The sequence below is a fragment of the Pseudomonas sp. VEM90 genome (assembly GCF_054611535.1).
On record NZ_JBTRAR010000003.1, the window covers coordinates 88,890 to 109,634 of the forward strand.

18 protein-coding genes are annotated in these 20,745 nt (G+C 61.6%); 2 read left to right on the top strand and 16 right to left on the bottom strand.

Features of this window, described 5'->3' with window-relative positions; all coding sequences use genetic code 11:
* Positions 1 to 102 precede the first annotated feature (102 nt).
* On the top strand, positions 103 to 426 hold the full coding sequence (fdxA, locus tag ACYCCG_RS04555; RefSeq protein ID WP_027595821.1) for a ferredoxin FdxA: 324 nt from the start codon (positions 103 to 105) through the stop codon (positions 424 to 426).
* Between the two features lie 516 nt (positions 427 to 942).
* Here the strand turns inward: fdxA and rpoS are convergent.
* The 8 genes from rpoS to ACYCCG_RS04595 all read right to left on the bottom strand — a co-directional run bounded on the left by rpoS (position 943) and on the right by ACYCCG_RS04595 (position 8,145).
* Positions 943 to 1,950: an RNA polymerase sigma factor RpoS gene (gene rpoS, locus ACYCCG_RS04560; RefSeq protein ID WP_021785876.1), complete on the bottom strand. Its 1,008-nt coding sequence runs from the start codon at positions 1,948 to 1,950 to the stop codon at positions 943 to 945.
* A gap of 108 nt (positions 1,951 to 2,058) precedes the next feature.
* Positions 2,059 to 2,916 (bottom strand): peptidoglycan DD-metalloendopeptidase family protein, encoded by an 858-nt coding sequence (locus ACYCCG_RS04565; protein ID WP_209963999.1) that lies wholly within the window; start codon positions 2,914 to 2,916, stop codon positions 2,059 to 2,061.
* Between the two features lie 237 nt (positions 2,917 to 3,153).
* Entirely contained in the window at positions 3,154 to 3,792 is a 639-nt protein-coding gene (locus ACYCCG_RS04570) for a protein-L-isoaspartate(D-aspartate) O-methyltransferase (protein WP_176682794.1), read from the bottom strand.
* 35 nt (positions 3,793 to 3,827) lie between these two features.
* Positions 3,828 to 4,577, bottom strand: a complete 750-nt coding sequence (gene surE / locus ACYCCG_RS04575) for a 5'/3'-nucleotidase SurE (RefSeq protein WP_176682772.1) — start codon at positions 4,575 to 4,577, stop codon at positions 3,828 to 3,830.
* A complete protein-coding gene (truD, locus tag ACYCCG_RS04580; protein ID WP_176682771.1) occupies positions 4,565 to 5,623 on the bottom strand; it encodes a tRNA pseudouridine(13) synthase TruD in 1,059 nt (352 codons plus the stop codon). The genes surE and truD overlap by 13 nt, the downstream gene beginning before the upstream one ends.
* Entirely contained in the window at positions 5,620 to 6,093 is a 474-nt protein-coding gene (gene ispF, locus ACYCCG_RS04585) for a 2-C-methyl-D-erythritol 2,4-cyclodiphosphate synthase (protein ID WP_003252342.1), read from the bottom strand. The genes truD and ispF overlap by 4 nt, the downstream gene beginning before the upstream one ends.
* Positions 6,094 to 6,169: 76 nt before the next feature.
* The gene (gene fghA / locus ACYCCG_RS04590; RefSeq protein ID WP_459669552.1) at positions 6,170 to 7,024 is read right to left on the bottom strand and encodes an S-formylglutathione hydrolase; all 855 of its coding nucleotides are present in this window, start codon (positions 7,022 to 7,024) and stop codon (positions 6,170 to 6,172) included.
* Between the two features lie 8 nt (positions 7,025 to 7,032).
* Positions 7,033 to 8,145: an S-(hydroxymethyl)glutathione dehydrogenase/class III alcohol dehydrogenase gene (locus tag ACYCCG_RS04595; RefSeq protein ID WP_021785895.1), complete on the bottom strand. Its 1,113-nt coding sequence runs from the start codon at positions 8,143 to 8,145 to the stop codon at positions 7,033 to 7,035.
* A gap of 107 nt (positions 8,146 to 8,252) precedes the next feature.
* On the opposite strand from ACYCCG_RS04595, the gene ACYCCG_RS04600 reads away from it, so the two are divergent.
* Complete coding sequence (locus ACYCCG_RS04600; protein ID WP_021785896.1) at positions 8,253 to 9,149, top strand: LysR substrate-binding domain-containing protein; 897 nt, start codon at positions 8,253 to 8,255, stop codon at positions 9,147 to 9,149.
* Positions 9,150 to 9,283: 134 nt separating this feature from the next.
* On the opposite strand, the gene ispD is transcribed toward ACYCCG_RS04600, so the two are convergent.
* The 8 genes from ispD to dnaE form a co-directional block, all read right to left on the bottom strand.
* Positions 9,284 to 9,991, bottom strand: a complete 708-nt coding sequence (ispD, locus tag ACYCCG_RS04605; protein WP_176682770.1) for a 2-C-methyl-D-erythritol 4-phosphate cytidylyltransferase — start codon at positions 9,989 to 9,991, stop codon at positions 9,284 to 9,286.
* Complete coding sequence (gene ftsB, locus ACYCCG_RS04610) at positions 9,988 to 10,269, bottom strand: cell division protein FtsB (protein WP_004576849.1); 282 nt, start codon at positions 10,267 to 10,269, stop codon at positions 9,988 to 9,990. Before ftsB ends, ispD begins: the two co-directional genes overlap by 4 nt.
* 168 nt (positions 10,270 to 10,437) lie before the next feature.
* A complete protein-coding gene (gene eno, locus ACYCCG_RS04615; protein ID WP_176682769.1) occupies positions 10,438 to 11,727 on the bottom strand; it encodes a phosphopyruvate hydratase in 1,290 nt (429 codons plus the stop codon).
* Between the two features lie 154 nt (positions 11,728 to 11,881).
* A complete protein-coding gene (gene kdsA, locus ACYCCG_RS04620; RefSeq protein WP_176682768.1) occupies positions 11,882 to 12,727 on the bottom strand; it encodes a 3-deoxy-8-phosphooctulonate synthase in 846 nt (281 codons plus the stop codon).
* A gap of 3 nt (positions 12,728 to 12,730) precedes the next feature.
* Complete coding sequence (locus tag ACYCCG_RS04625) at positions 12,731 to 14,359, bottom strand: CTP synthase (protein WP_003252329.1); 1,629 nt, start codon at positions 14,357 to 14,359, stop codon at positions 12,731 to 12,733.
* Positions 14,360 to 14,626: 267 nt separating this feature from the next.
* Positions 14,627 to 15,910 carry a tRNA lysidine(34) synthetase TilS gene (gene tilS / locus ACYCCG_RS04630; protein ID WP_459669555.1) on the bottom strand — a complete coding sequence of 428 codons (1,284 nt, stop codon included), beginning with the start codon at positions 15,908 to 15,910 and terminating at the stop codon, positions 14,627 to 14,629.
* Positions 15,911 to 16,051: 141 nt separating this feature from the next.
* Positions 16,052 to 16,999, bottom strand: a complete 948-nt coding sequence (locus ACYCCG_RS04635; RefSeq protein WP_252460183.1) for an acetyl-CoA carboxylase carboxyltransferase subunit alpha — start codon at positions 16,997 to 16,999, stop codon at positions 16,052 to 16,054.
* 106 nt (positions 17,000 to 17,105) lie between these two features.
* Positions 17,106 to 20,630: a DNA polymerase III subunit alpha gene (gene dnaE, locus ACYCCG_RS04640; RefSeq protein ID WP_209963988.1), complete on the bottom strand. Its 3,525-nt coding sequence runs from the start codon at positions 20,628 to 20,630 to the stop codon at positions 17,106 to 17,108.
* Positions 20,631 to 20,745: the final 115 nt, after the last annotated feature.

Here is a 20,745-nt window from a genome sequence, read left to right on the forward strand (position 1 = left end):
GCTGGTGCTGCAGGTTATTAGCCTGGCCTGCAGCCACATGCCCGTAAACCGCGCGGCCCTGAGAGGAAGGGCCGCCGCCGTCGCCTGAGGAGAGAATTAGAAATGACCTTCGTCGTCACCGACAACTGCATCAAATGCAAATACACCGACTGCGTGGAAGTCTGTCCGGTGGACTGCTTCTACGAAGGCCCGAACTTCCTGGTCATCCACCCGGACGAGTGCATCGACTGCGCCCTGTGCGAGCCGGAGTGCCCAGCGCAAGCCATCTTCTCGGAAGACGAAGTGCCTTCGGGCATGGAAAACTTCATCGAGCTGAACGCCGAGCTGGCGGAAATCTGGCCTAATATCACCGAGCGTAAGGATGCCCTGCCGGACGCTGAAGAATGGGATGGCAAGACCGGCAAGATTGCCGACCTGGAGCGCTGATAGCGCCCAGACGCGAAAAAGGCCCTTCGGGGCCTTTTTTGTTTTCCTACGTGCAAAAAAAAGGGGCGGTTTGACCCGCCCACATTTTTTCCGTAGTCCCTGCTTGTCCCAAACATCATCCTGATGAAATCGCTTCTTGCGATGTCCTTGGCCTTCATCCTGAAAGCCTGTGCATGTCCCTGTGCACAGTTCGAATACTAGCGGGTTGAGCCGGGCGGGCAAGCGCGAGACCTCACAGGGTATTTCCGACGACACATATGGTCAGCGGCGAATAAATCATGATTTTCAATGAGTTGTAAAAAAACAGAGCCAGGAAACGACAATGGTCTACTGAGGCTTGCATAGATAGCTTACAAAACGAGTAAGAAAAGGCTTACATGCAATGTTACCGGGGTAGCGGAATACACATTGGGTATCTGTTCTGCCCTGAAGTGCGCCCCGCCGCTCTCGAGCTTTTCCGCTACAGACGAAAACGCCCCGAGGTCATCGGGGCGTTTTGAGTGACACAGACCTTCGCTACTGGAACAAGGACTCACTGGACAGGCCATTCTTCTCAAGGATCTCGCGCAAACGCTTGAGCCCCTCTACCTGAATCTGCCGCACCCGTTCCCGGGTCAGGCCTATTTCCAGGCCAACATCCTCAAGGGTACTGCTTTCATGCCCACGCAGGCCAAAGCGACGCACCACCACCTCGCGCTGCTTGTCGGTCAGCTCACCCAGCCACTGATCGATGCTCTGCGACAGGTCGTCATCCTGCAGCAATTCGCACGGATCAGTCGGACGGTCGTCGGTCAGCGTATCAAGCAGGGTCTTGTCCGAGTCCGGGCCAAGCGACACATCCACCGACGACACCCGCTCATTCAGGCCCAGCATGCGCTTGACCTCGGTGACCGGCTTCTCCAGCAGCGTGGCGATTTCTTCTGGTGAAGGTTCGTGGTCGAGTTTCTGGGTCAGCTCGCGCGCGGCGCGCAGGTAGACGTTCAGTTCCTTGACCACGTGGATCGGCAGGCGAATGGTGCGGGTCTGGTTCATGATCGCCCGTTCGATGGTCTGGCGAATCCACCAGGTCGCATAGGTCGAGAAACGGAAACCACGCTCCGGGTCGAACTTTTCGACCGCACGGATCAACCCCAGGTTGCCTTCCTCGATCAGGTCGAGTAACGACAGGCCACGGTTCACGTAACGACGGGCAATTTTGACAACCAGGCGCAGGTTGCTTTCGATCATGCGCTTGCGGCCGGCAGGGTCACCCTTTTGCGACAAGCGCGCAAAATGCACTTCTTCTTCCGGCGAAAGCAGCGGCGAGAAACCGATCTCGTTGAGATACAACTGGGTGGCATCGAGCGCCCGGCTGTAATCGATGTACTTGTGTTGCTTGAGCGAAGAGCCCGACTTGGCCCTCGTCCGAACCGAAGATACAGCAGGTTCGTCTGACACCACATCCGTTTCCAAAACGATACCCGTCTCCATCAGGAGGACGTCATCATCGATGTCAAACTCCGGCACTTCTTTACTGAGAGCCATTGTTATAATCCTTTGCTGAGTTCGAACTCAGACTCGAGCGGCACCTTTATCCCTGGCAGCGCTTGAGCCTGTCCCCTCTACATCACAGGAACAGGCTGGGTACAACGATCAACGACGTGGCAGGAACTGGAGCGGATCGACGGGTTTGCCCTGGCGGCGAATCTCGAAATGCAGCTTCACCCGATCTGTGCCCGTAGACCCCATTTCAGCAATCGACTGCCCTGCCTTGACCTGCTGCCCCTCCCGAACCAACAGCCTGCGGTTATGACCGTAGGCACTGACGTAGGTGTCGCTGTGCTTGATGATGATCAGCTCGCCGTAGCCCCTCAAACCACTTCCGGCGTAGACCACTGCACCATCAGACGCAGCAAAAACAGGCTGTCCCAAATCACCGGCGATATCAATGCCTTTATTCAAACTACCGTTTGAAGCGAATTTTCCAATCAGCACGCCGTTGGCCGGCCAGGCCCAACCGCCTACGGCACGCTCCGCAGCCGGCACACTGGCAACCGCTGGCGCATTGCCCGAAGAGGCCGGCGTGACCGGTTTACGGGTGCTGGCAGGCGCCGTGGCAGGAGTGCCCACAGGCCGCCGCGTGACCGTAGTGCGGCTTGACGAGGACGGGCTGGACACCACCGTGGTGCGGCTGCCGGAGCCGCTGCTGAATCGAATCGCCTGGCCCGGGCGAATGGTATAAGGCGCCCGGATGCCATTGCGTGCAGCCAGCTCCTTGTAGTCCCAACCATAACGGAAGGCGATGGAGAACAGGGTGTCGCCTGGCTTGACGATATATTGCCCGGAAGTCACTGCCGGACGCTTGGGAACGGTGTTGTTGCGGTCGACCACCCGCGCGCTGTTGCTGCCGGTGCTTGAGCAACCCACCAGAAGCGCGCCCATGGCCAATGCAATCACCAGAAGCTTGAAACCCGAGCCGTCCTTGCGCTGCCGAATGACTGTGTGACCCACCCGCGCTCCCCTCATGGTGCCGAAAATCGATATGAAGACAAGAAATGCAATATTGTTGCAATTATAACCAAGCCAGCCGGTATTGGCAGACGGCTACGAAAGACGAGCGCAAAACCCCGGTGCACGCTTTGCGTTAGCGCTTCGCACCGCCTGATAGACAGGGCGAAGCGACAAGAATTCGCCACCGGCACAAAAATACACCGCGCCTCATGCCTGCACAGCTCAGTTCAACAGACCTCAGGCCAGCGGACCATTGAGCAGCGGCACGAAACGCACAGCCCCCAGCACGCGACGGGAGAAACCATGCTCCTCGCGTACGATCAGCATCAGTTGCTGCGTTTCGCCGGCCGGCCCTACCGGGATGACCATGCGCCCACCGGGTGCCAGCTGGTCGAGCAGTGCCTGTGGCACCTCCGGCGCCACGGCGGTGACGATGATGCCATTGTACGGCGCAAGTGCCGGCCACCCCTCGCAACCGTCGCCCCAGCGGAATACCACGTTGCGCAGGTTCAGTTCCACCAGGCGCTCTTTGGCCCGATCCTGCAGTACCTTGATGCGCTCTACCGAGAACACCCGCTCGACCAGCTGGGCCAGGATAGCCGTCTGGTAACCCGAGCCGGTGCCAATCTCCAGCACCTTGTCCAGTGGCCCGGCCTCGAGCAACAGCTCGCTCATGTGAGCAACCATGAACGGCTGGGAGATGGTCTGGTTGTGGCCGATCGGCAGCGCGGTGTCTTCGTAAGCCCGATGCGCCAGCGCCTCGTCAACGAACAGGTGGCGCGGCGTACGCCGGATCACGTCGAGCACCTTGGGGTTCGAAACACCCTCCTCGCACAAGCGCTGGATCAGCCGCTCCCGGGTACGCTGAGAGGTCATGCCGATGCCACGCCGCAGCATATCGTCCTCACGCATCAGAGCAGGCCCTCCAGCCAACCATCGAGCTGCTCGAAGGCATCATTGAAGGTGCGATCGAGTTGCAGCGGGGTAATCGATACGTAGCCTTGCATCACCGCGTGGAAGTCGGTGCCCGGCCCGCCATCCTCGGCATCACCGGCCACGGCAATCCAGTAGCCTTCCTTGCCACGCGGGTTGACTACCTTGGTTGGCGCCGCCGCCCGCGCCCGGTGACCGAGACGGGTGAGCTGGATGCCACGGATGTGCTCCAGCGGCAAGTTGGGAATATTGATGTTGAGTACGGTGCGTGGCGGCAACGCCAGGCGCGACTGTGCCTCGACCAGGCGGCGGGCGATATAGGCCGCGGTCGGCAGGTTGTCCGGCTGGCGCGACAACAGCGAGAACGCCAGCGAGGTTCCACCGAGGAAGCGGCCTTCCAGCGCCGCAGCGACCGTACCAGAATACAGCACGTCATCGCCCAGGTTGGCACCGAGGTTGATCCCCGATACGACCATGTCCGGCGTCTGCGGCAACAGCCCATTGAGCCCCAGGTGCACGCAATCGGTCGGCGTGCCATTGAGGCTGATGAAGCCATTGGCCAGGGTCTGCGGATGCAGTGGCCGGTCCAGCGTCAGCGAACTGCTGGCGCCGCTCTTGTCTTGATCCGGGGCGATCACCGCGCACTCGGCATAATCCACCAGCGCAGCATGCAGCGCGGCGATGCCAGGTGCGGTAACACCGTCGTCATTCGAAATCAGAATACGCATGGGCTGTCCGTCTGCCCTGCCGACACCAGATCCACGACTTCACGCACCACCACGGTGGCGAAGCATCCGGCCGGCAGGACGAATTCCAGTTGCAGGATATCAGGCTCGGGATAATGCCACGTCAGGCCGCCAATAGGGAGCCGCAGAATTCGTCGTTCGTGATCCATGCCCGCCTGGGCCAACCACTGGCAAAGTGCTGGCTGACTTGAGCCGATAGCGTTTTCCAGCTGGGCAGGCGCAGCGCCAGCAGGCGAAGCGCCCTCCCCCCACATCGGGCCGGTCGGATGCAGGTCGAGAATCGCCAGGCGCGGGTCGCCACATTCCGCCTCACCCGCCGGGAAGAAACTGCGGCTGTCGGTGAACGCCAGCAGGTCCCCGACCTGGGCTCGGGCCCAGCTACCGTCAGCGACACGCGCAGCCAGCACCTGATTGAACAGGTAGCTGCGCCCGGCCGAAAGCAGCCGCGAACGCACGTTGCGCTGTTCAGGCAAAGCCTTGCGTACGGCCCAATCGAGGGCGTCATGGACGTTGCCACCGCCGTGCCCGAAGCGCTGGGTGCCGAAATAGTTGGGCACACCTTGCCGCCTGAGCTGTTCCAGACGCGCATCAACCGCCTGGTGATCGGCAGCCAAGGCCGTCAGGCGCAAGGTGAAACCGTTGGCCGAATGCGCCCCGCGCTGCAGTTTGCGCTGGTGACGCACCTGCTTGAGCACACGCAGGCTGGCATCCTCGGCTCGCGACAGATCCGGGTCGGCCTTGCCCGGCAGGTGCAGGCTGAACCACTGGCGGGTCAGCGCCTGGCGGTCCTTGAGGCCGGCGTAGCTGATGCTGCGCACCGGCACGCCAGCGGCGCGGGCGAGGCGCCGGGCAGCTTCTTCAGTGTTCAGATCACGCTTCTCGACCCACAGCCACAGGTGCTCGCCCTGGCCCGATAGCGGGATATCCAGGACTTCGTCAACCTGAAAGTCTTCGGCAACCGCTTTGAGGACGGCGGTACCCAGGGATTCACCCGATGCGCGCGGGCCCAGCAGTTCCAGTTCGGTCATGCTGGCAGCAGCAGGGCGACCGAATGCACGGCAATGCCCTCCTCGCGACCGGTAAAGCCCAGCTTCTCTGTGGTGGTGGCCTTGACATTGACCTGGTCGAGCTCGACCTGCAGGTCTTCGGCGATCAGCTGGCGCATGGTTTCGATGTGTGGGGCCATTTTCGGTGCCTGGGCGACGATGGTGGCGTCAACGTTGCCGACCTTCCAGCCCTTGGCCTTGACGATGCCGACTACATGGCGCAGCAGCGCGCGGCTGTCAGCCCCCTTGAACTGCGGGTCAGTGTCAGGGAAGTGCTTGCCGATGTCGCCCAGTGCCGCAGCGCCAAGCAAGGCATCGCTCAGGGCGTGCAGCAGCACGTCACCGTCGGAATGGGCCAGCAGGCCGTATTTGTGCGGGATGCGCACCCCGCCCAAGGTAATGAAATCACCGTCGCAGAAACGGTGCACATCGTAGCCGTGGCCAATACGCATAAGAAAACGCCCTGAAAGAGTCAGGGCGTGATTCTACCTGCTTTGCAGCGGGTTTGGCGGCTTTTGGACCAGGGTGTTACACGCGCCCCAGTGCCACCGCATGATGGCGTAGGTGCTCCTCGATGAAGCTGGCAATGAAGTAGTAGCTATGGTCATAGCCCGGCTGCATACGCAGGGTCATTTCATGGCCACCTTTGCGTGCCGCCTGTTCCAGTGCTTCAGGCTTGAGTTGCTTCTCGAGGAAGTCGTCACGGTCGCCCTGGTCCACCAGCAACGGCGGGCATTGGCCAGCAGGGGTTTCAGCCAGCAGCACGCTGGCATCCCACTCACGCCAGCGCCCACGGTCTTCACCCAGGTAGCGGCTGAAGGCCTTCTCGCCCCACGGACAATCCATCGGATTGCTGATCGGCGAGAATGCCGACACCGAGCGGTAGCGCCCCGGGTTGCGCAAGGCGCACACCAGCGCGCCATGGCCCCCCATGGAGTGGCCGCTGATGCTGCGCTCGCCCGACGCCGGGAAATGTGCCTCGATCAGGGCTGGCAACTCCTCCACCACATAGTCATGCATGCGGTAGTGCTGGGCCCAGGGTTGCTGGGTAGCGTTGAGGTAGAAGCCCGCCCCCAGGCCGAAGTCCCAGGCGCCGTCCGGATCGCCCGGCACCTGCTCGCCACGCGGACTGGTGTCGGGAGCAACGATGATCAGCCCCAGCTCGGCGGCCAGACGCTGGGCGCCGGCCTTCTGCATGAAGTTCTCGTCGGTGCAGGTGAGGCCGCTGAGCCAGTACAGTACCGGCAGCTTTTCGTCCTGCTCGGCCTGCGGCGGCAGGTACACAGCGAACACCATGTCGCAACCCAGCACCTTGGAGTGATGCCGGTAACGCTTGTGCCAGCCGCCGAAGCTCTTCTGGCAGGAGATGTTATCCAGGCTCATGGCAAACCTCAGAAGTGGATCACGCTACGGATGCTCTTGCCTTCATGCATCAGGTCGAAGGCCTTGTTGATGTCTTCCAGACCCATCGTGTGGGTGATGAAGGTGTCCAGCGGGATCTCACCTTTCTCGGACATTTCCACGTAGCTCGGCAGCTCGCTGCGGCCACGCACGCCGCCGAACGCCGAACCACGCCAAACCCGACCGGTCACCAGCTGGAACGGACGCGTGGAAATTTCCTGGCCGGCACCGGCCACACCGATGATGACCGACTCACCCCAGCCCTTGTGGCAGCATTCCAGGGCGGCGCGCATCAGTTGAACGTTGCCGATGCACTCGAAGGAGAAGTCCACGCCGCCATCGGTGAGGTCGACGATCACTTCCTGGATCGGGCGATCGTAGTCTTTCGGGTTGACGCAATCGGTGGCACCCAGCTGGCGGGCGATTTCGAACTTGGCCGGGTTGATGTCGATGGCGATGATACGCGAGGCCTTGGCCTTGACCGCACCGATCACGGCCGACAGGCCGATGCCACCGAGGCCGAAGATGGCCACGGTATCACCCGGCTTGACCTTGGCAGTGTTGAGCACCGCGCCGATACCGGTGGTGACGCCGCAGCCCAGCAGGCAGACCTTCTCCAGTGGTGCTTCTTTCTGGATCTTGGCCACGGAAATTTCCGGCAGCACAGTGTATTCGGAGAAGGTCGAGGTACCCATGTAGTGGAACAGCTCCTGGCCCTTGTACGAGAAGCGCGTGGTGCCGTCCGGCATCAGGCCCTTGCCCTGGGTGGCGCGGATGGCCTGACACAGGTTGGTCTTGCCCGAGAGGCAGAACTTGCACTTGCCGCATTCCGGGGTGTACAGCGGGATGACGTGGTCACCTACAGCGACCGAGGTGACCCCCTCGCCTACCGCTTCGACGATTGCACCACCTTCGTGGCCGAGGATCGATGGGAAGATACCCTCCGGGTCAGCACCGGACAGGGTATAGGCATCGGTGTGGCAGACACCGCTGGCGACCACGCGCAGCAGCACTTCACCGGCCTTTGGCATGGCCACGTCGACTTCGACGATTTCCAGGGGTTTCTTGGCTTCGAAGGCTACGGCAGCACGGGACTTGATCATCAAAGGTCTCCAGACAGTGGGTCGATTCAGTCTTGCAGTGTAATTCAGCGCCTTTTGATGAATAATCAGGCCAAAGACAAAACATTATTGCCATATAGGGATAATCGATGAGCAGCCGATGGGAAGGCATCGACGAATTCGTCGCCGTGGCCGAATCGGGCCAGTTCACTGCCGCCGCCGAACGCCTGGGGGTTTCCTCATCGCACATCAGCCGGCAGATCGCCCGGCTGGAAGAACGCCTGCAAACGCGCTTGCTGTACCGCAGTACCCGCCGGGTCACCCTGAGCGAAGCTGGGCAGACCTTCCTGCAGCATTGCCAACGCTTGCAGGATGGCCGTGAGGAAGCGCTGCGCGCCATGGGCGACCTGGCCAGCGAGCCCAAGGGCTTGCTGCGCATGACCTGCGCTGTGGCCTACGGCGAGCGCTTCATCGTGCCACTGGTGACGCGATTCATGGCGCTGTACCCGCAGCTGCGCGTGGATGTGGAGCTGAGCAACCACACCCTCGACCTGCTGCATGAAGGCATGGACCTGGCCATCCGCCTGGGTCGCCTGGCCGACTCTCGCTTGGTGGCTACCCGCCTGGCGCCAAGGCGCATGTACCTGTGCGCCTCGCCGGCCTATCTTGAGCGTTATGGCCGGCCGCACAGCCTGTCGGAGCTGGCGCGGCACAATTGCCTGGTGGGGAGTTCGGACTTGTGGGCATTACAGCAGGATGGCCGTGAGATCAGCCAGCGGGTACAGGGCAACTGGCGCTGCAACAGTGGCCAGGCAGTGCTGGATGCGGCGTTACAAGGGATAGGGTTATGCCAGTTGCCGGATTACTACGTGCTGGAACACCTCAATAGCGGTGCGCTGGTGTCGCTGCTGGAGGCGCACCAGCCGCCGAATACGGCGGTATGGGCGCTGTATCCGCAGCAGAGGCACCTGTCGCCGAAGGTACGGCGGCTGGTGGATTACCTGAAGGAGGGGTTGGCAGGGTTGCCGGAATATCGTTTCGGCTGACGGGATGTGCTGCATGTACTGGCCTCTTCGCGGGTAAACCCGCTCCTACGACGGCCTGTGTCCAACGCCCGATGTGTGTCCACCACCGTGGTAGGAGCGGGTTTACCCGCGAAGAGACCGGCACAGGCGAACGCTCAGCGTTTACCCGCCCAGCGCTGGCGCAACCATTCGAGATCTTCGGGCCGGGTCACCTTTATGTTGTCACTGCGCCCTTCCACCAGCCGCGGCGCCTGACCGGACCATTCGATGGCAGAAGCCTCGTCGGTCACCACCACATCCGACACCAGGCACTCGGCCAGCGCCCGGTGCAACGCCCCAAGGCGAAACATCTGTGGTGTGTACGCCTGCCAGATCGTGCTGCGGTCCACGGTAGCACTCACCCGGCCATGGCTGTCGGCGCGCTTGAGGGTATCGCGCGCCGGCACCGCCAGCAGTCCACCCACCGGGTCGTCCGCCAGCTCCGACAACAGCTTGTCCAGGTCGCCGCGCGCCAGGTTCGGCCGCGCGGCATCGTGCACCAGTACCCAGTCGCTTTCAGCCGCCCCCTGGGCATGCAGCATCAACAAGGCGTTAAGCACCGAGTCAGCTCGTTCACGCCCGCCCGCCGCACACTGGATGCGTGGGTCGCTGGCGTAGCGCAAGCCAGGCCAGTAAGGGTCATCTTCGGCAATGCTGACCACCACGCCTTTAAGCGCCGGGTGGCCTAGAAAACAGTCGAGGCTGTGCTCGAGAAGGGTCTGCCCAGCCAGCTCCAGGTATTGCTTGGGGCGGTCGGCAGCCATGCGGGCACCTACACCCGCCGCAGGAATCACGGCCCAGAAGGCCGGCAAGGTATCGATCATTTCTGTGGCAACTGGAAGAGGGTTTCGCCCTCTTTGACCATCCCCAATTCATGGCGGGCCCGTTCTTCAACGGTCTCCATGCCTTTTTTCAGCTCTAGCACTTCAGCATCGAGCACACGATTACGCTCGAGCAAACGCTCGTTTTCGGCATGCTGATCGGCAATCTGCTGCTTCAGTTCGGTCACTTGCGCCAGGCTGCCGTTACCCACCCACAGGCGGTACTGCAGGCCACCCAACAGCAAGAGCAGAACGAGGAACAACCAATAGGGACTGCGCATCACGTTATCCAGGTTAAAAAGGCTGCCGCGTACTTTTCACTTCGGGGCCTCGAATAGCACGAAGCCTGGCCGAGGCCAGGCTTCGTCGACAGAAACCCATTAGTACGTAGGAAAGTTCAGTACGAACGTTCCTACAACTTCGGCTGCTGCCTTTTTACCATCTCTTGCTTAGCCGCGAAACTCGGCACGACCGCGGTAAACCGCTTTGGCACCCAGTTGCTCTTCGATGCGCAGCAGTTGGTTGTACTTGGAAACGCGGTCGGAACGGCACAGCGAACCGGTCTTGATCTGGCCAGCAGCAGTACCCACAGCCAGGTCGGCGATGGTCGAGTCCTCGGTTTCACCGGAACGGTGCGAGATCACTGCAGTGTAACCAGCAGCCTTGGCCATCTGGATGGCTTCCAGGGTTTCGGTCAGCGAGCCGATCTGGTTGAACTTGATCAGGATCGAGTTACCAATGCCCTTCTCGATGCCTTCCTTGAGGATCTTGGTGTTCGTCACGAACAGGTCGTCACCGACCAACTGGACTTTTTCACCGATCTTGTCAGTGAGGATTTTCCAGCCAGCCCAGTCGGACTCGTCCAGGCCGTCTTCGATCGAAATGATCGGGAAACGCTCGGTCAGGCCTTTCAGGTAGTCGGCGAAGCCTTCGGCGTCGAACGACTTGCCTTCGCCGGACAGGTTGTACTTGCCGTCTTCGTAGAATTCCGAAGCCGCGCAGTCCAGGGCCAGGGTCACGTCGGTGCCCAGCTTGTAGCCGGCTTTTTCGACAGCTTCGGCGATGGCGCCCAGGGCGTCTTCGTTGGACGCCAGGTTAGGGGCGAAACCACCTTCATCACCTACGGCGGTGTTCAGGCCACGGGCCTTCAGTACGGCCTTGAGGTGGTGGAAGATTTCGGTACCCATGCGCAGGCCGTCAGAGAAGGTCTTGGCGCCAACCGGCTGAACCATGAACTCCTGGATGTCGACGTTGTTGTCGGCGTGCTCACCACCGTTGATGATGTTCATCATCGGAACCGGCATCGAGTACTGGCCCGGGGTGCCGTTCAGGTTGGCGATGTGCGCGTACAGCGGCAGGTCCTGGTCCTGGGCAGCAGCTTTGGCGGCAGCCAGGGAAACAGCCAGGATGGCGTTGGCGCCCAGCTTGGCCTTGTTCTCGGTACCGTCCAGTTCGATCATGGCGCGGTCCAGAGCCTTCTGGTCGGAAGGATCCTTGCCCAGCAGCAGGTCGCGGATCGGGCCGTTGATGTTGGCGACGGCCTTCAGCACGCCCTTGCCCATGTAACGGCTCTTGTCGCCATCACGCAGCTCCAGCGCTTCGCGCGAGCCGGTAGAAGCACCGGACGGCGCGCAAGCGCTGCCGATGATACCGTTGTCGAGCAGTACATCGGCTTCCACAGTGGGGTTGCCACGCGAATCGAGAACTTCACGACCTTTGATGTCGACGATTTTTGCCATTGTTGTAAGCACTCCAGAATTTGACGAAAACAACTTAGCTTAGGAAATTCTTGCCGTTCATCGGGCGAACTTGCTTTGGGCAGGCCTGATGAAGGGAGCCCCTGACCGACTGGTCAGGGGTGGATCGGGCGGTACTTTACCCGAGAAATGAGCTTTACGCGGTTTCTACCGTCGGAAAACTTTTCACCAGGTCGTCCAATTGCTTGAGCTGGACCAGAAACGGCTCCAGTTTATCCAGGCGCAGGGCGCATGGGCCATCGCACTTGGCGTTGTCCGGATCGGGGTGGGCTTCGAGGAAAAGCCCGGCCAGGCCCTGACTCATGCCGGCCTTGGCCAGGTCGGTAACCTGGGCACGACGGCCGCCGGCGGAATCGGCGCGACCACCCGGCATCTGCAGGGCGTGGGTAACGTCGAAGAACACCGGGTATTCGAACTGCTTCATGATGCCGAAGCCCAGCATGTCGACCACCAGGTTGTTGTAGCCGAAGCTCGAACCACGCTCGCAGAGTATCAACTGGTCGTTACCGGCCTCCTCGCACTTGGCCAGGATGTGTTTCATTTCCTGAGGTGCGAGGAACTGAGCCTTCTTGATATTGATCACCACGCCGGTCTTGGCCATGGCCACCACCAGGTCAGTCTGCCGCGACAGGAAAGCCGGCAGCTGGATGATGTCGCATACCTTGGCGACGGGCTCGGCCTGGTAAGGCTCGTGCACGTCGGTGATCACCGGCACGTTGAAGGTGCGCTTGATCTCTTCGAAGATCTTCAGCCCCTCGTCCATGCCAGGGCCACGATAGGACGTCACCGACGAACGGTTGGCCTTGTCGAAGCTGGCCTTGAACACATACGGGATACCGAGCTTCTCGGTAACCCGCACGTACTCTTCGCAGACCTTCATCGCCAGATCACGGGATTCCAGAACGTTCATGCCGCCGAACAGGACGAACGGCTTGTCGTTGGCGATCTCGATGTTACCGACGCGAATGATCTTCTGGGTCATCGATCAGGCCTTGTTCTTCTGAGCCAGGGCTGCCTTGACGAAGCCGCTGAACAGCGGGTGGCCGTCACGCGGGGTGGAGGTGAACTCCGGGTGGAACTGGCAAGCGACGAACCATGGGTGGTCCTTGGACTCGACCACTTCCACCAGCGCGCCGTCTTCGGAACGGCCGGAAACCACCAGACCAGCTTCCACCAGTTGTGGCAGCAGGTTGTTGTTCACTTCGTAGCGGTGACGGTGACGCTCGGTGATCACATCCTTGCCGTAGCAGTCGTGCACCTTGGAACCGGCAGCCAGCTGGCAGTCCTGTGCGCCCAGGCGCATGGTGCCGCCCAGGTCGGAAGCCTCGTCGCGGGTCTCGACGGCACCGGTGGCATCGGCCCACTCGGTGATCAGGCCGACCACTGGGTGGCCGCTGTTACGGTCGAACTCGGTGGAGTTGGCGTCTTTCCAGCCCATCACGTTACGGGCGAATTCGATGACGGCCACCTGCATGCCCAGGCAGATACCCAGGTACGGCACCTTGTTCTCACGGGCGTATTGCACCGCAGTGATCTTGCCTTCCACACCGCGCAGGCCGAAACCGCCCGGTACCAGGATGGCATCGGCGCCTTCGAGCAGGCTGGTGCCCTGGTTCTCGATGTCTTCCGAGTCGATGTAACGCAGGTTGACCTTGGTCCGGTTGGTGATGCCGGCGTGGCTCATCGCTTCGATCAGCGACTTGTACGCATCCAGCAGCTCCATGTACTTGCCGACCATGGCGATGGTCACTTCGTGCTCCGGGTTGAGCTTGGCATCGACCACCTTGTCCCACTCGGACAGGTCGGCGCCATTGCACTGCAGGCCGAAGCGCTCGACGACGAAGTCGTCCAGGCCCTGAGCATGCAGTACGCCCGGGATCTTGTAGATGGTGTCGACGTCTTCCAGCGAAATCACCGCACGCTCTTCAACGTTGGTGAACAGCGCGATCTTGCGACGCGACGAAGCATCGACCGGGTGGTCGGAGCGGCAGATCAGCACGTCAGGCTGCAGGCCGATGGAGCGCAGCTCCTTGACCGAGTGCTGGGTCGGCTTGGTCTTGGTTTCGCCAGCGGTGGCGATGTACGGGACCAGGGTCAGGTGCATCAGCATGGCACGCTTGGAGCCCACTTCGACGCGCAACTGGCGAATCGCCTCGAGGAACGGCTGCGACTCGATATCACCCACGGTACCGCCGATCTCCACCAGGGCCACGTCGGCATCGCCGGCACCCTTGATGATGCGACGCTTGATTTCGTCGGTGATGTGCGGGATGACCTGGATGGTCGCGCCCAGATAATCACCACGACGCTCTTTGCGCAGCACGTGCTCGTAGATACGGCCGGTGGTGAAGTTGTTGTTCTGGGTCATGGTGGTGCGGATGAACCGCTCGTAGTGCCCCAGGTCGAGGTCGGTCTCGGCGCCATCGTGGGTGACGAACACTTCACCGTGCTGGAACGGGCTCATGGTGCCCGGGTCGACGTTGATGTACGGATCCAGCTTGAGCATGGTGACCTTCAGGCCCCGCGCTTCCAGGATGGCCGCCAGGGAAGCCGAGGCAATGCCTTTCCCCAATGAAGAAACAACACCGCCCGTGACGAATATGTAGCGCGTCATGAAAAACCCTAGAAGTCTGCGTTAAGGCGGCCAGCGCCGCCGGAGAAAGCGAAGGAAGGCCGAAGCCCCCGATCACCTGCGTCAATCACAGTGCATCTCGAAAAACTGCCGCGTCTGTACAGCCAGGGTATACCCGGCATGGCGTTCGCTCGTCATTTCCAGAATCAGCTCGGCAAAAAACTGCTTGGTAATCGGCAACCCCTGTGTTTTCGCGGAACCCACAGAAGTTGTATCAAGAAGGGAGGGTAGTCTACCGGAATGTACCCTTCAGCTCAAACCTTGCGCGTTCGTCGGTAACTGCCAGTGCAGTTGGCAATCCGCCCTCACCAGCCCGGGCAGGTTGGCCACCGCCAGCAGGCAATCGTCGCTATATAGCAAGGGCAGGCGCGAGCGCAGGAAATGCGGCACTTGCTGCTCGTTTAACAGGCGCTTGAGGTCACGCCGGCCTCGGCCGGGAACCTCCAGCATTTCACCACCCTGACGGTAGGCAATGCGCAACCCGCCCGGCACGGCTGCGCCGACAAGACGCACGCAACCATTGCCCGGCAACCGCAGCGGCCCATCAGGGTCGGGCCAGGCCAGCGAGCCAGCGGGTTGCTGTAGCCAATCACCGCTCAACCACCAGATGCGCCCGTGGCTACGCACCAACCGCCCATCGGCAAGCCGCCAGACTGGCCGGGCATCGGCGGCGGCATCGCGCAGGTCTGCCCAGCCGGCCCAGTGCCGGGTATCGGGCAAACGGGTGCGCTGGCTTAGCCAGTACTGCAAGGCATTGCGCTGACGGGCTGGCGATAGCGCTACCAGGGTGGCCAGGCCGAGGGAATCCAGCCCCGGCCAGGCGATGGGCGCCCCCTTACGCGCAAGCGCCAGATCCTCCTGGGCCAGTTCGTCCAGCAAACCCAGCGCCTCACCCAGATGCTCTGCTGCACGGGCGAAGTTCTGGCTGGCCTGAGGCCAACGTTGCTGCAAGTGCGGCATCACTTCGCCACGCAGGTAGTTGCGGGCGAATTGTGTGTCGGCGTTTGACGGGTCTTCGATCCAGACCAACCCTTGGGCTTTGCCGTAGTCCTGCAACTGCTGCCGCGAACAACCCAGCAACGGCCTGACCAGGCTGCCCTGCCCTAATGCCCGCTGCACCGGCATGGCTGCCAGGCCGCGCAGGCCGGCGCCGCGCAACAGGCGGAACAGCAGAGTCTCGGCCTGGTCGTCGCGGTGCTGGCCGGTGAACAGGATGTCGCCTGGGCCGAGCACTTGCCTGAAGGCGGCATAGCGGGCATCTCGGGCCGCCTGCTCCAGGCTGGCGCCGGGGCTGACCTGGACGTGAATGACGTGGAGTTCGATGCCAAGATTGTCGCAGACGGCTTGGCAATGAGCAGGCCAGGCGTCAGCAGCGGACTGCAGGCCATGGTGGACATGAATGGCACGCAGCGGGGGGGAAACGTGATTGCGGGCATAATCAGCCAGCAGGTGCAGGAGGACGGTGGAATCGAGTCCGCCGGAGAAGGCGACGTGCCAGGCGGGGGCGTTGAGCCAAGGAGTGAGGTTGATCATCTAGCCCTCGCTCGATTCAAGAAAGCATTCGCGGGCAAGCCCGCTCCCACATGCACGGCGCAAGCCTCAAGGGCAGCGCAATACCTGTAGGAGCGGGTTTACCCGCGAACACCGGCAAAGCCGGTGCCCTTCAGCGCGCTATCAGAGACCGTAGCTCATCAGGCGCTCGTAACGACGGGCCAGCAGCGCGTCGCTGTCGAACTTGCCGAGCATGTCCAGCTGCTGCACCAGATCGGCACGGATGCTTTCGGACATCTGGGCCGGATCACGGTGGGCGCCGCCCAGCGGCTCCTGGATGACCTTGTCGACAATGTTCAGGCTCTTCAGGCGCTCGGCGGTGATGCCCATGGCCTCGGCCGCGTCTGCTGCCTTGTCGGCGGTTTTCCACAGAATCGACGCACACCCTTCCGGCGAGATAACCGAGTAGGTGGAGTACTGCAGCATGTTCAGTTGGTCGCACACGCCAATGGCCAGTGCCCCACCGGAACCACCCTCACCAATCACGGTCGCGATGATCGGGGTTTTCAGGCGTGCCATGACCCGCAGGTTCCAGGCAATGGCTTCACTCTGATTACGTTCTTCGGCGTCGATGCCCGGGTAGGCGCCCGGCGTGTCGATGAAGGTCAGGATCGGCATCTTGAAGCGTTCGGCCATTTCCATCAGGCGACAGGCCTTGCGGTAGCCTTCCGGGCGCGGCATGCCGAAGTTGCGACGCACTTTCTCGCGCACTTCACGGCCCTTCTGATGGCCAATGACCATCACCGGTTTGCCGTCCAGGCGCGCAGTACCACCCACGATGGCGGCGTCGTCAGAGAAGTGACGGTCCCCGTGCAGCTCTTCGAACTCGGTGAAGATGTGCTCCAGGTAGTCCAGGGTGTATGGACGACGCGGGTGACGGGCCAGGCGGGCGATCTGCCAGCTGGTCAGGTTGCCGAAGATGCTTTCGGTCAGGGTGTTGCTCTTGTCTTGCAGACGGGCAATTTCATCGCTGATGTTCAGCGAGTTGTCGTTACCCACCAGGCGCAGGCCTTCGATCTTGGCTTGCAGGTCGGCAATCGGCTGTTCGAAATCGAGGAAATTCGGGTTCATAGTCATCCGTCTTGGGTCTACGGCCAGGCGGCCGGCCGGTTGATCCGTTTGGCGCCATACCTTAAGGGATCAGGCGCATTCAGGTCGAGATTAAATTTTTGTCGGTTCAACGATATTGCAGGAAGACGTTCTCACGCCCGAACTGGTCACGCAGCGCCTGAATCAGCCCATCGGCCGGGTCGATCGCCCACTGCTCGCCAAACTGCAGCATGGCCTTGGCGTCGCTGCCGGTGTACTCCAGCGTGATCGGGCAAGCACCACGATGGCGGGTGATCAGCTCGCCCAGCCACTTCAGCCGGTCGCCTTTCAGTGCGTCGTGCGCCACCTTCAGGCGCAGGCTCTCAGCCAGCTTGGTGCGCGCGTCTTCCATGGTCATCACCTGCTTCACCCGCAGGCGCAAGCCCCCGGAGAAGTCGTCATTGCTGACCTCGCCTTCCACCACCACCATGGCATCGGTCTGCAGCAAGGACTGTGCCGCCATGAAGGCATCGGCAAACAGCGATGCCTCGATCCGCCCGGAACGGTCATCCAGGGTGACGAAGCCCATCTTGTCGCCCTTCTTGTTCTTCATCACCCGCAGGGCAATGATCATGCCGGCGATGGTCTGGGTTTCGCGCGACGGCTTGAGGTCGACGATGCGCTGGCGGGCGAAGCGGCGAATCTCGGCCTCGTACTCGTCGATCGGGTGGCCGGTCAGGTACAGGCCCAGGGTGTCTTTCTCTCCCTTCAGACGCTCCTTGAGGGTGAGCTCGCGCACCTTGCGATGGTTGGCGTAGACGTCGACATCTGCCGCGTCGAACATGCCGCCGAACAGGTCGACATGGCCACTGTCAGCGGTGTGCGCAGCCTGCTCGGCTGCCTTGATGGCCTCGCCCAGCGCCGACAGCAAGGTTGCCCGGTTGATGTCGATATTGGCGTGGTAGGCCTTGATCTCGTCATGGAAGTGCGGGCCAAGGCGGTCCAGCGCGCCACTGCGCACCAGCGCATCAAGGGTACGCTTGTTGACCCGCTTGAGGTCGATGCGTTCACAGAAATCGAACAGGTCCTTGAACGGACCGCCTTGGGCACGGGCTTCGACAATCGCCTCCACCGGGCCTTCGCCGACACCCTTGATGGCGCCAAGGCCGTAGACGATCCGGCCGTCGTTGTTGACGGTGAACTTGAAGTCCGAGAAGTTCACGTCCGGCGCGTCGAGGCGCAGCTTCATGCTGCGCACCTCCTCCACCAGCACCACCACCTTGTCGGTGTTGTGCATATCCGCCGACAGGACCGCAGCCATGAACGGCGCCGGGTAGTGGGTTTTCAGCCAGGCGGTCTGGTACGACACCAGGCCATAGGCAGCGGAGTGGGATTTGTTGAAGCCGTAGCCGGCGAACTTTTCTACCAGGTCGAAGATGTTACCGGCGAGGTCCGCATCGATATTGTTGGCTACGCAACCTTCGATGAAACCACCGCGCTGCTTGGCCATTTCCTCGGGCTTTTTCTTACCCATGGCCCGGCGCAGCATGTCGGCACCACCCAGGGTATAACCTGCCATCACCTGGGCGATCTGCATCACCTGTTCCTGGTACAGGATGATGCCGTAGGTCGGCGCCAGTACTGGCTTGAGGCCTTCATACTGGTAGTCGGAGTGCGGGTAGGCCAGTTCGGCGCGGCCGTGCTTGCGGTTGATGAAGTCGTCCACCATGCCCGATTGCAGCGGGCCCGGGCGGAACAGCGCAACCAGTGCGATCAGGTCTTCCAGGCAGTCGGGCTTGAGCTTCTTGATCAGCTCCTTCATGCCCCGCGATTCAAGCTGGAACACCGCCGTGGTTTCGGCCTTCTGCAGCAGCTCGTAGGTCTTGCGATCGTCCAGCGGAATGAAGTCGATATTGAGGTCAGGCAGGTTCTTCTTGGCCTGCTCGCGGTTGATGATCTCCATCGCCCACTTGATGATGGTCAAGGTACGCAGGCCGAGGAAGTCGAACTTCACCAAGCCGGCGGCCTCGACGTCATCCTTGTCGAACTGGGTTACCAGGCCACCACCCTCTTCATCACAGGCGATCGGCGAAAAGTCGGTGAGCTTGGTCGGTGCGATAACCACACCACCGGCGTGCTTGCCGGTGCCCCGGGTCACACCCTCCAGCTTCAGGGCCATGTCCCAGATTTCACGGGCGTCTTCGTCGCCCTTGAGGAAGTCACGCAGGATCTCTTCCTGCTCGTAGGCCTTCTCCAGGGTCATGCCCACTTCGAAGGGGATCATCTTCGACAGGCGGTCGGCCAGGCCATAGGATTTGCCTTGCACCCGCGCCACGTCACGCACCACCGCCTTGGCGGCCATGGTACCGAAGGTGATGATCTGGCTCACCGCATTACGGCCGTAGGCCTCGGCTACGTAGTCGATCACCCGGTCACGGCCGTCCATGCAGAAGTCGACGTCGAAGTCGGGCATGGAAACACGTTCAGGGTTGAGGAAGCGCTCGAACAGCAGGTCGTAGGCCAGCGGGTCGAGGTCGGTGATCTTCAGTACATAGGCCACCAGCGAGCCAGCACCCGAGCCGCGGCCCGGGCCAACCGGTACATCGTTGTTCTTGGCCCACTTGATGAAGTCCATAACAATCAGGAAGTAACCGGGGAAGCCCATCTGGATGATGATGTCCAGTTCAAACTTCAGGCGATCCAGGTAGACCTGACGCTTTTCTTCATAATTGGGCGTGGTCTCTTTCGGCCACAGCACCGCCAGGCGCTCTTCCAGGCCTTCGTGGGACACATGCCGCAGGTAGTCGTCGATGCCCATGCCGTTGGGCGTGGGGAAGTCAGGCAGGAAGTACTTGCCCAGCTGCACCTGGATGTTGCAGCGCTTGGCGATCTCGACGGTGTTGGCGATGGCGTCGGGCAGGTCACTGAACAGCTCGGCCATTTCCTCGGCCGACTTCAGGTACTGCTGGTCGCTGTAGCAACGCGGACGGCGCGGGTCGTCGAGGGTCCATCCCTCGCCAATGCATACGCGGGTTTCGTGGGCGTCGAAGTCCGTTTGCTTGATGAAACGCACGTCGTTGGTAGCCACCAGCGGGGCGCCAAGCTTGTCGGCCAACGCCACCGCCGCGTGCACGTATTCTTCGTCGCGTGCCCGATTGGTGCGCTGCACTTCAACGTAGAAGCGCTCGGGGAACATGCCCATCCAGTCTTGAAGTAGCGCTTCGGCTTCATCTTGCCGCCCAGCCAGCAAGGCCATGCCGATGTCGCCTTCCTTACCCGCGGACAGGGCAATCAGGCCCTCGCTGGCCGGCGCGATCCATTCACGCTGGAGGATGACCAGGCCATTGCGCTGGCCATCGGTCCAGCCGCGCGAGATCAGTTCGGTAAGGTTGCGATAGCCCTTGGGGTCCATGGCCAGGAAGCAGATGCGCGACAGGGGGGCTTCCGGGTCGGCGCCGGCCAGCCACAGGTCGGCACCGCAGATCGGTTTGATACCGGCGCCCATGGCAGTCTTGTAGAACTTCACCAGCGAGCACATGTTGCTCTGATCGGTGATGGCGACCGCCGGCATGTTCATCCCGGTCAGTGCCTTGGCCAGCGGCTTGATCCGCACCAGGCCGTCAACCAGCGAGAATTCAGAGTGGACGCGCAGGTGAACGAAGGAAACCGACATGGAAGATCCTGTAGCAGTGCTTAACGACAAGGGCGGGATTGTAGCCTAACTAGGGGCTTTTTTTGGGGCTGCTTTGCAGCCCTTCGCGGGCACGCCCGCTCCCACAGGTACGGCC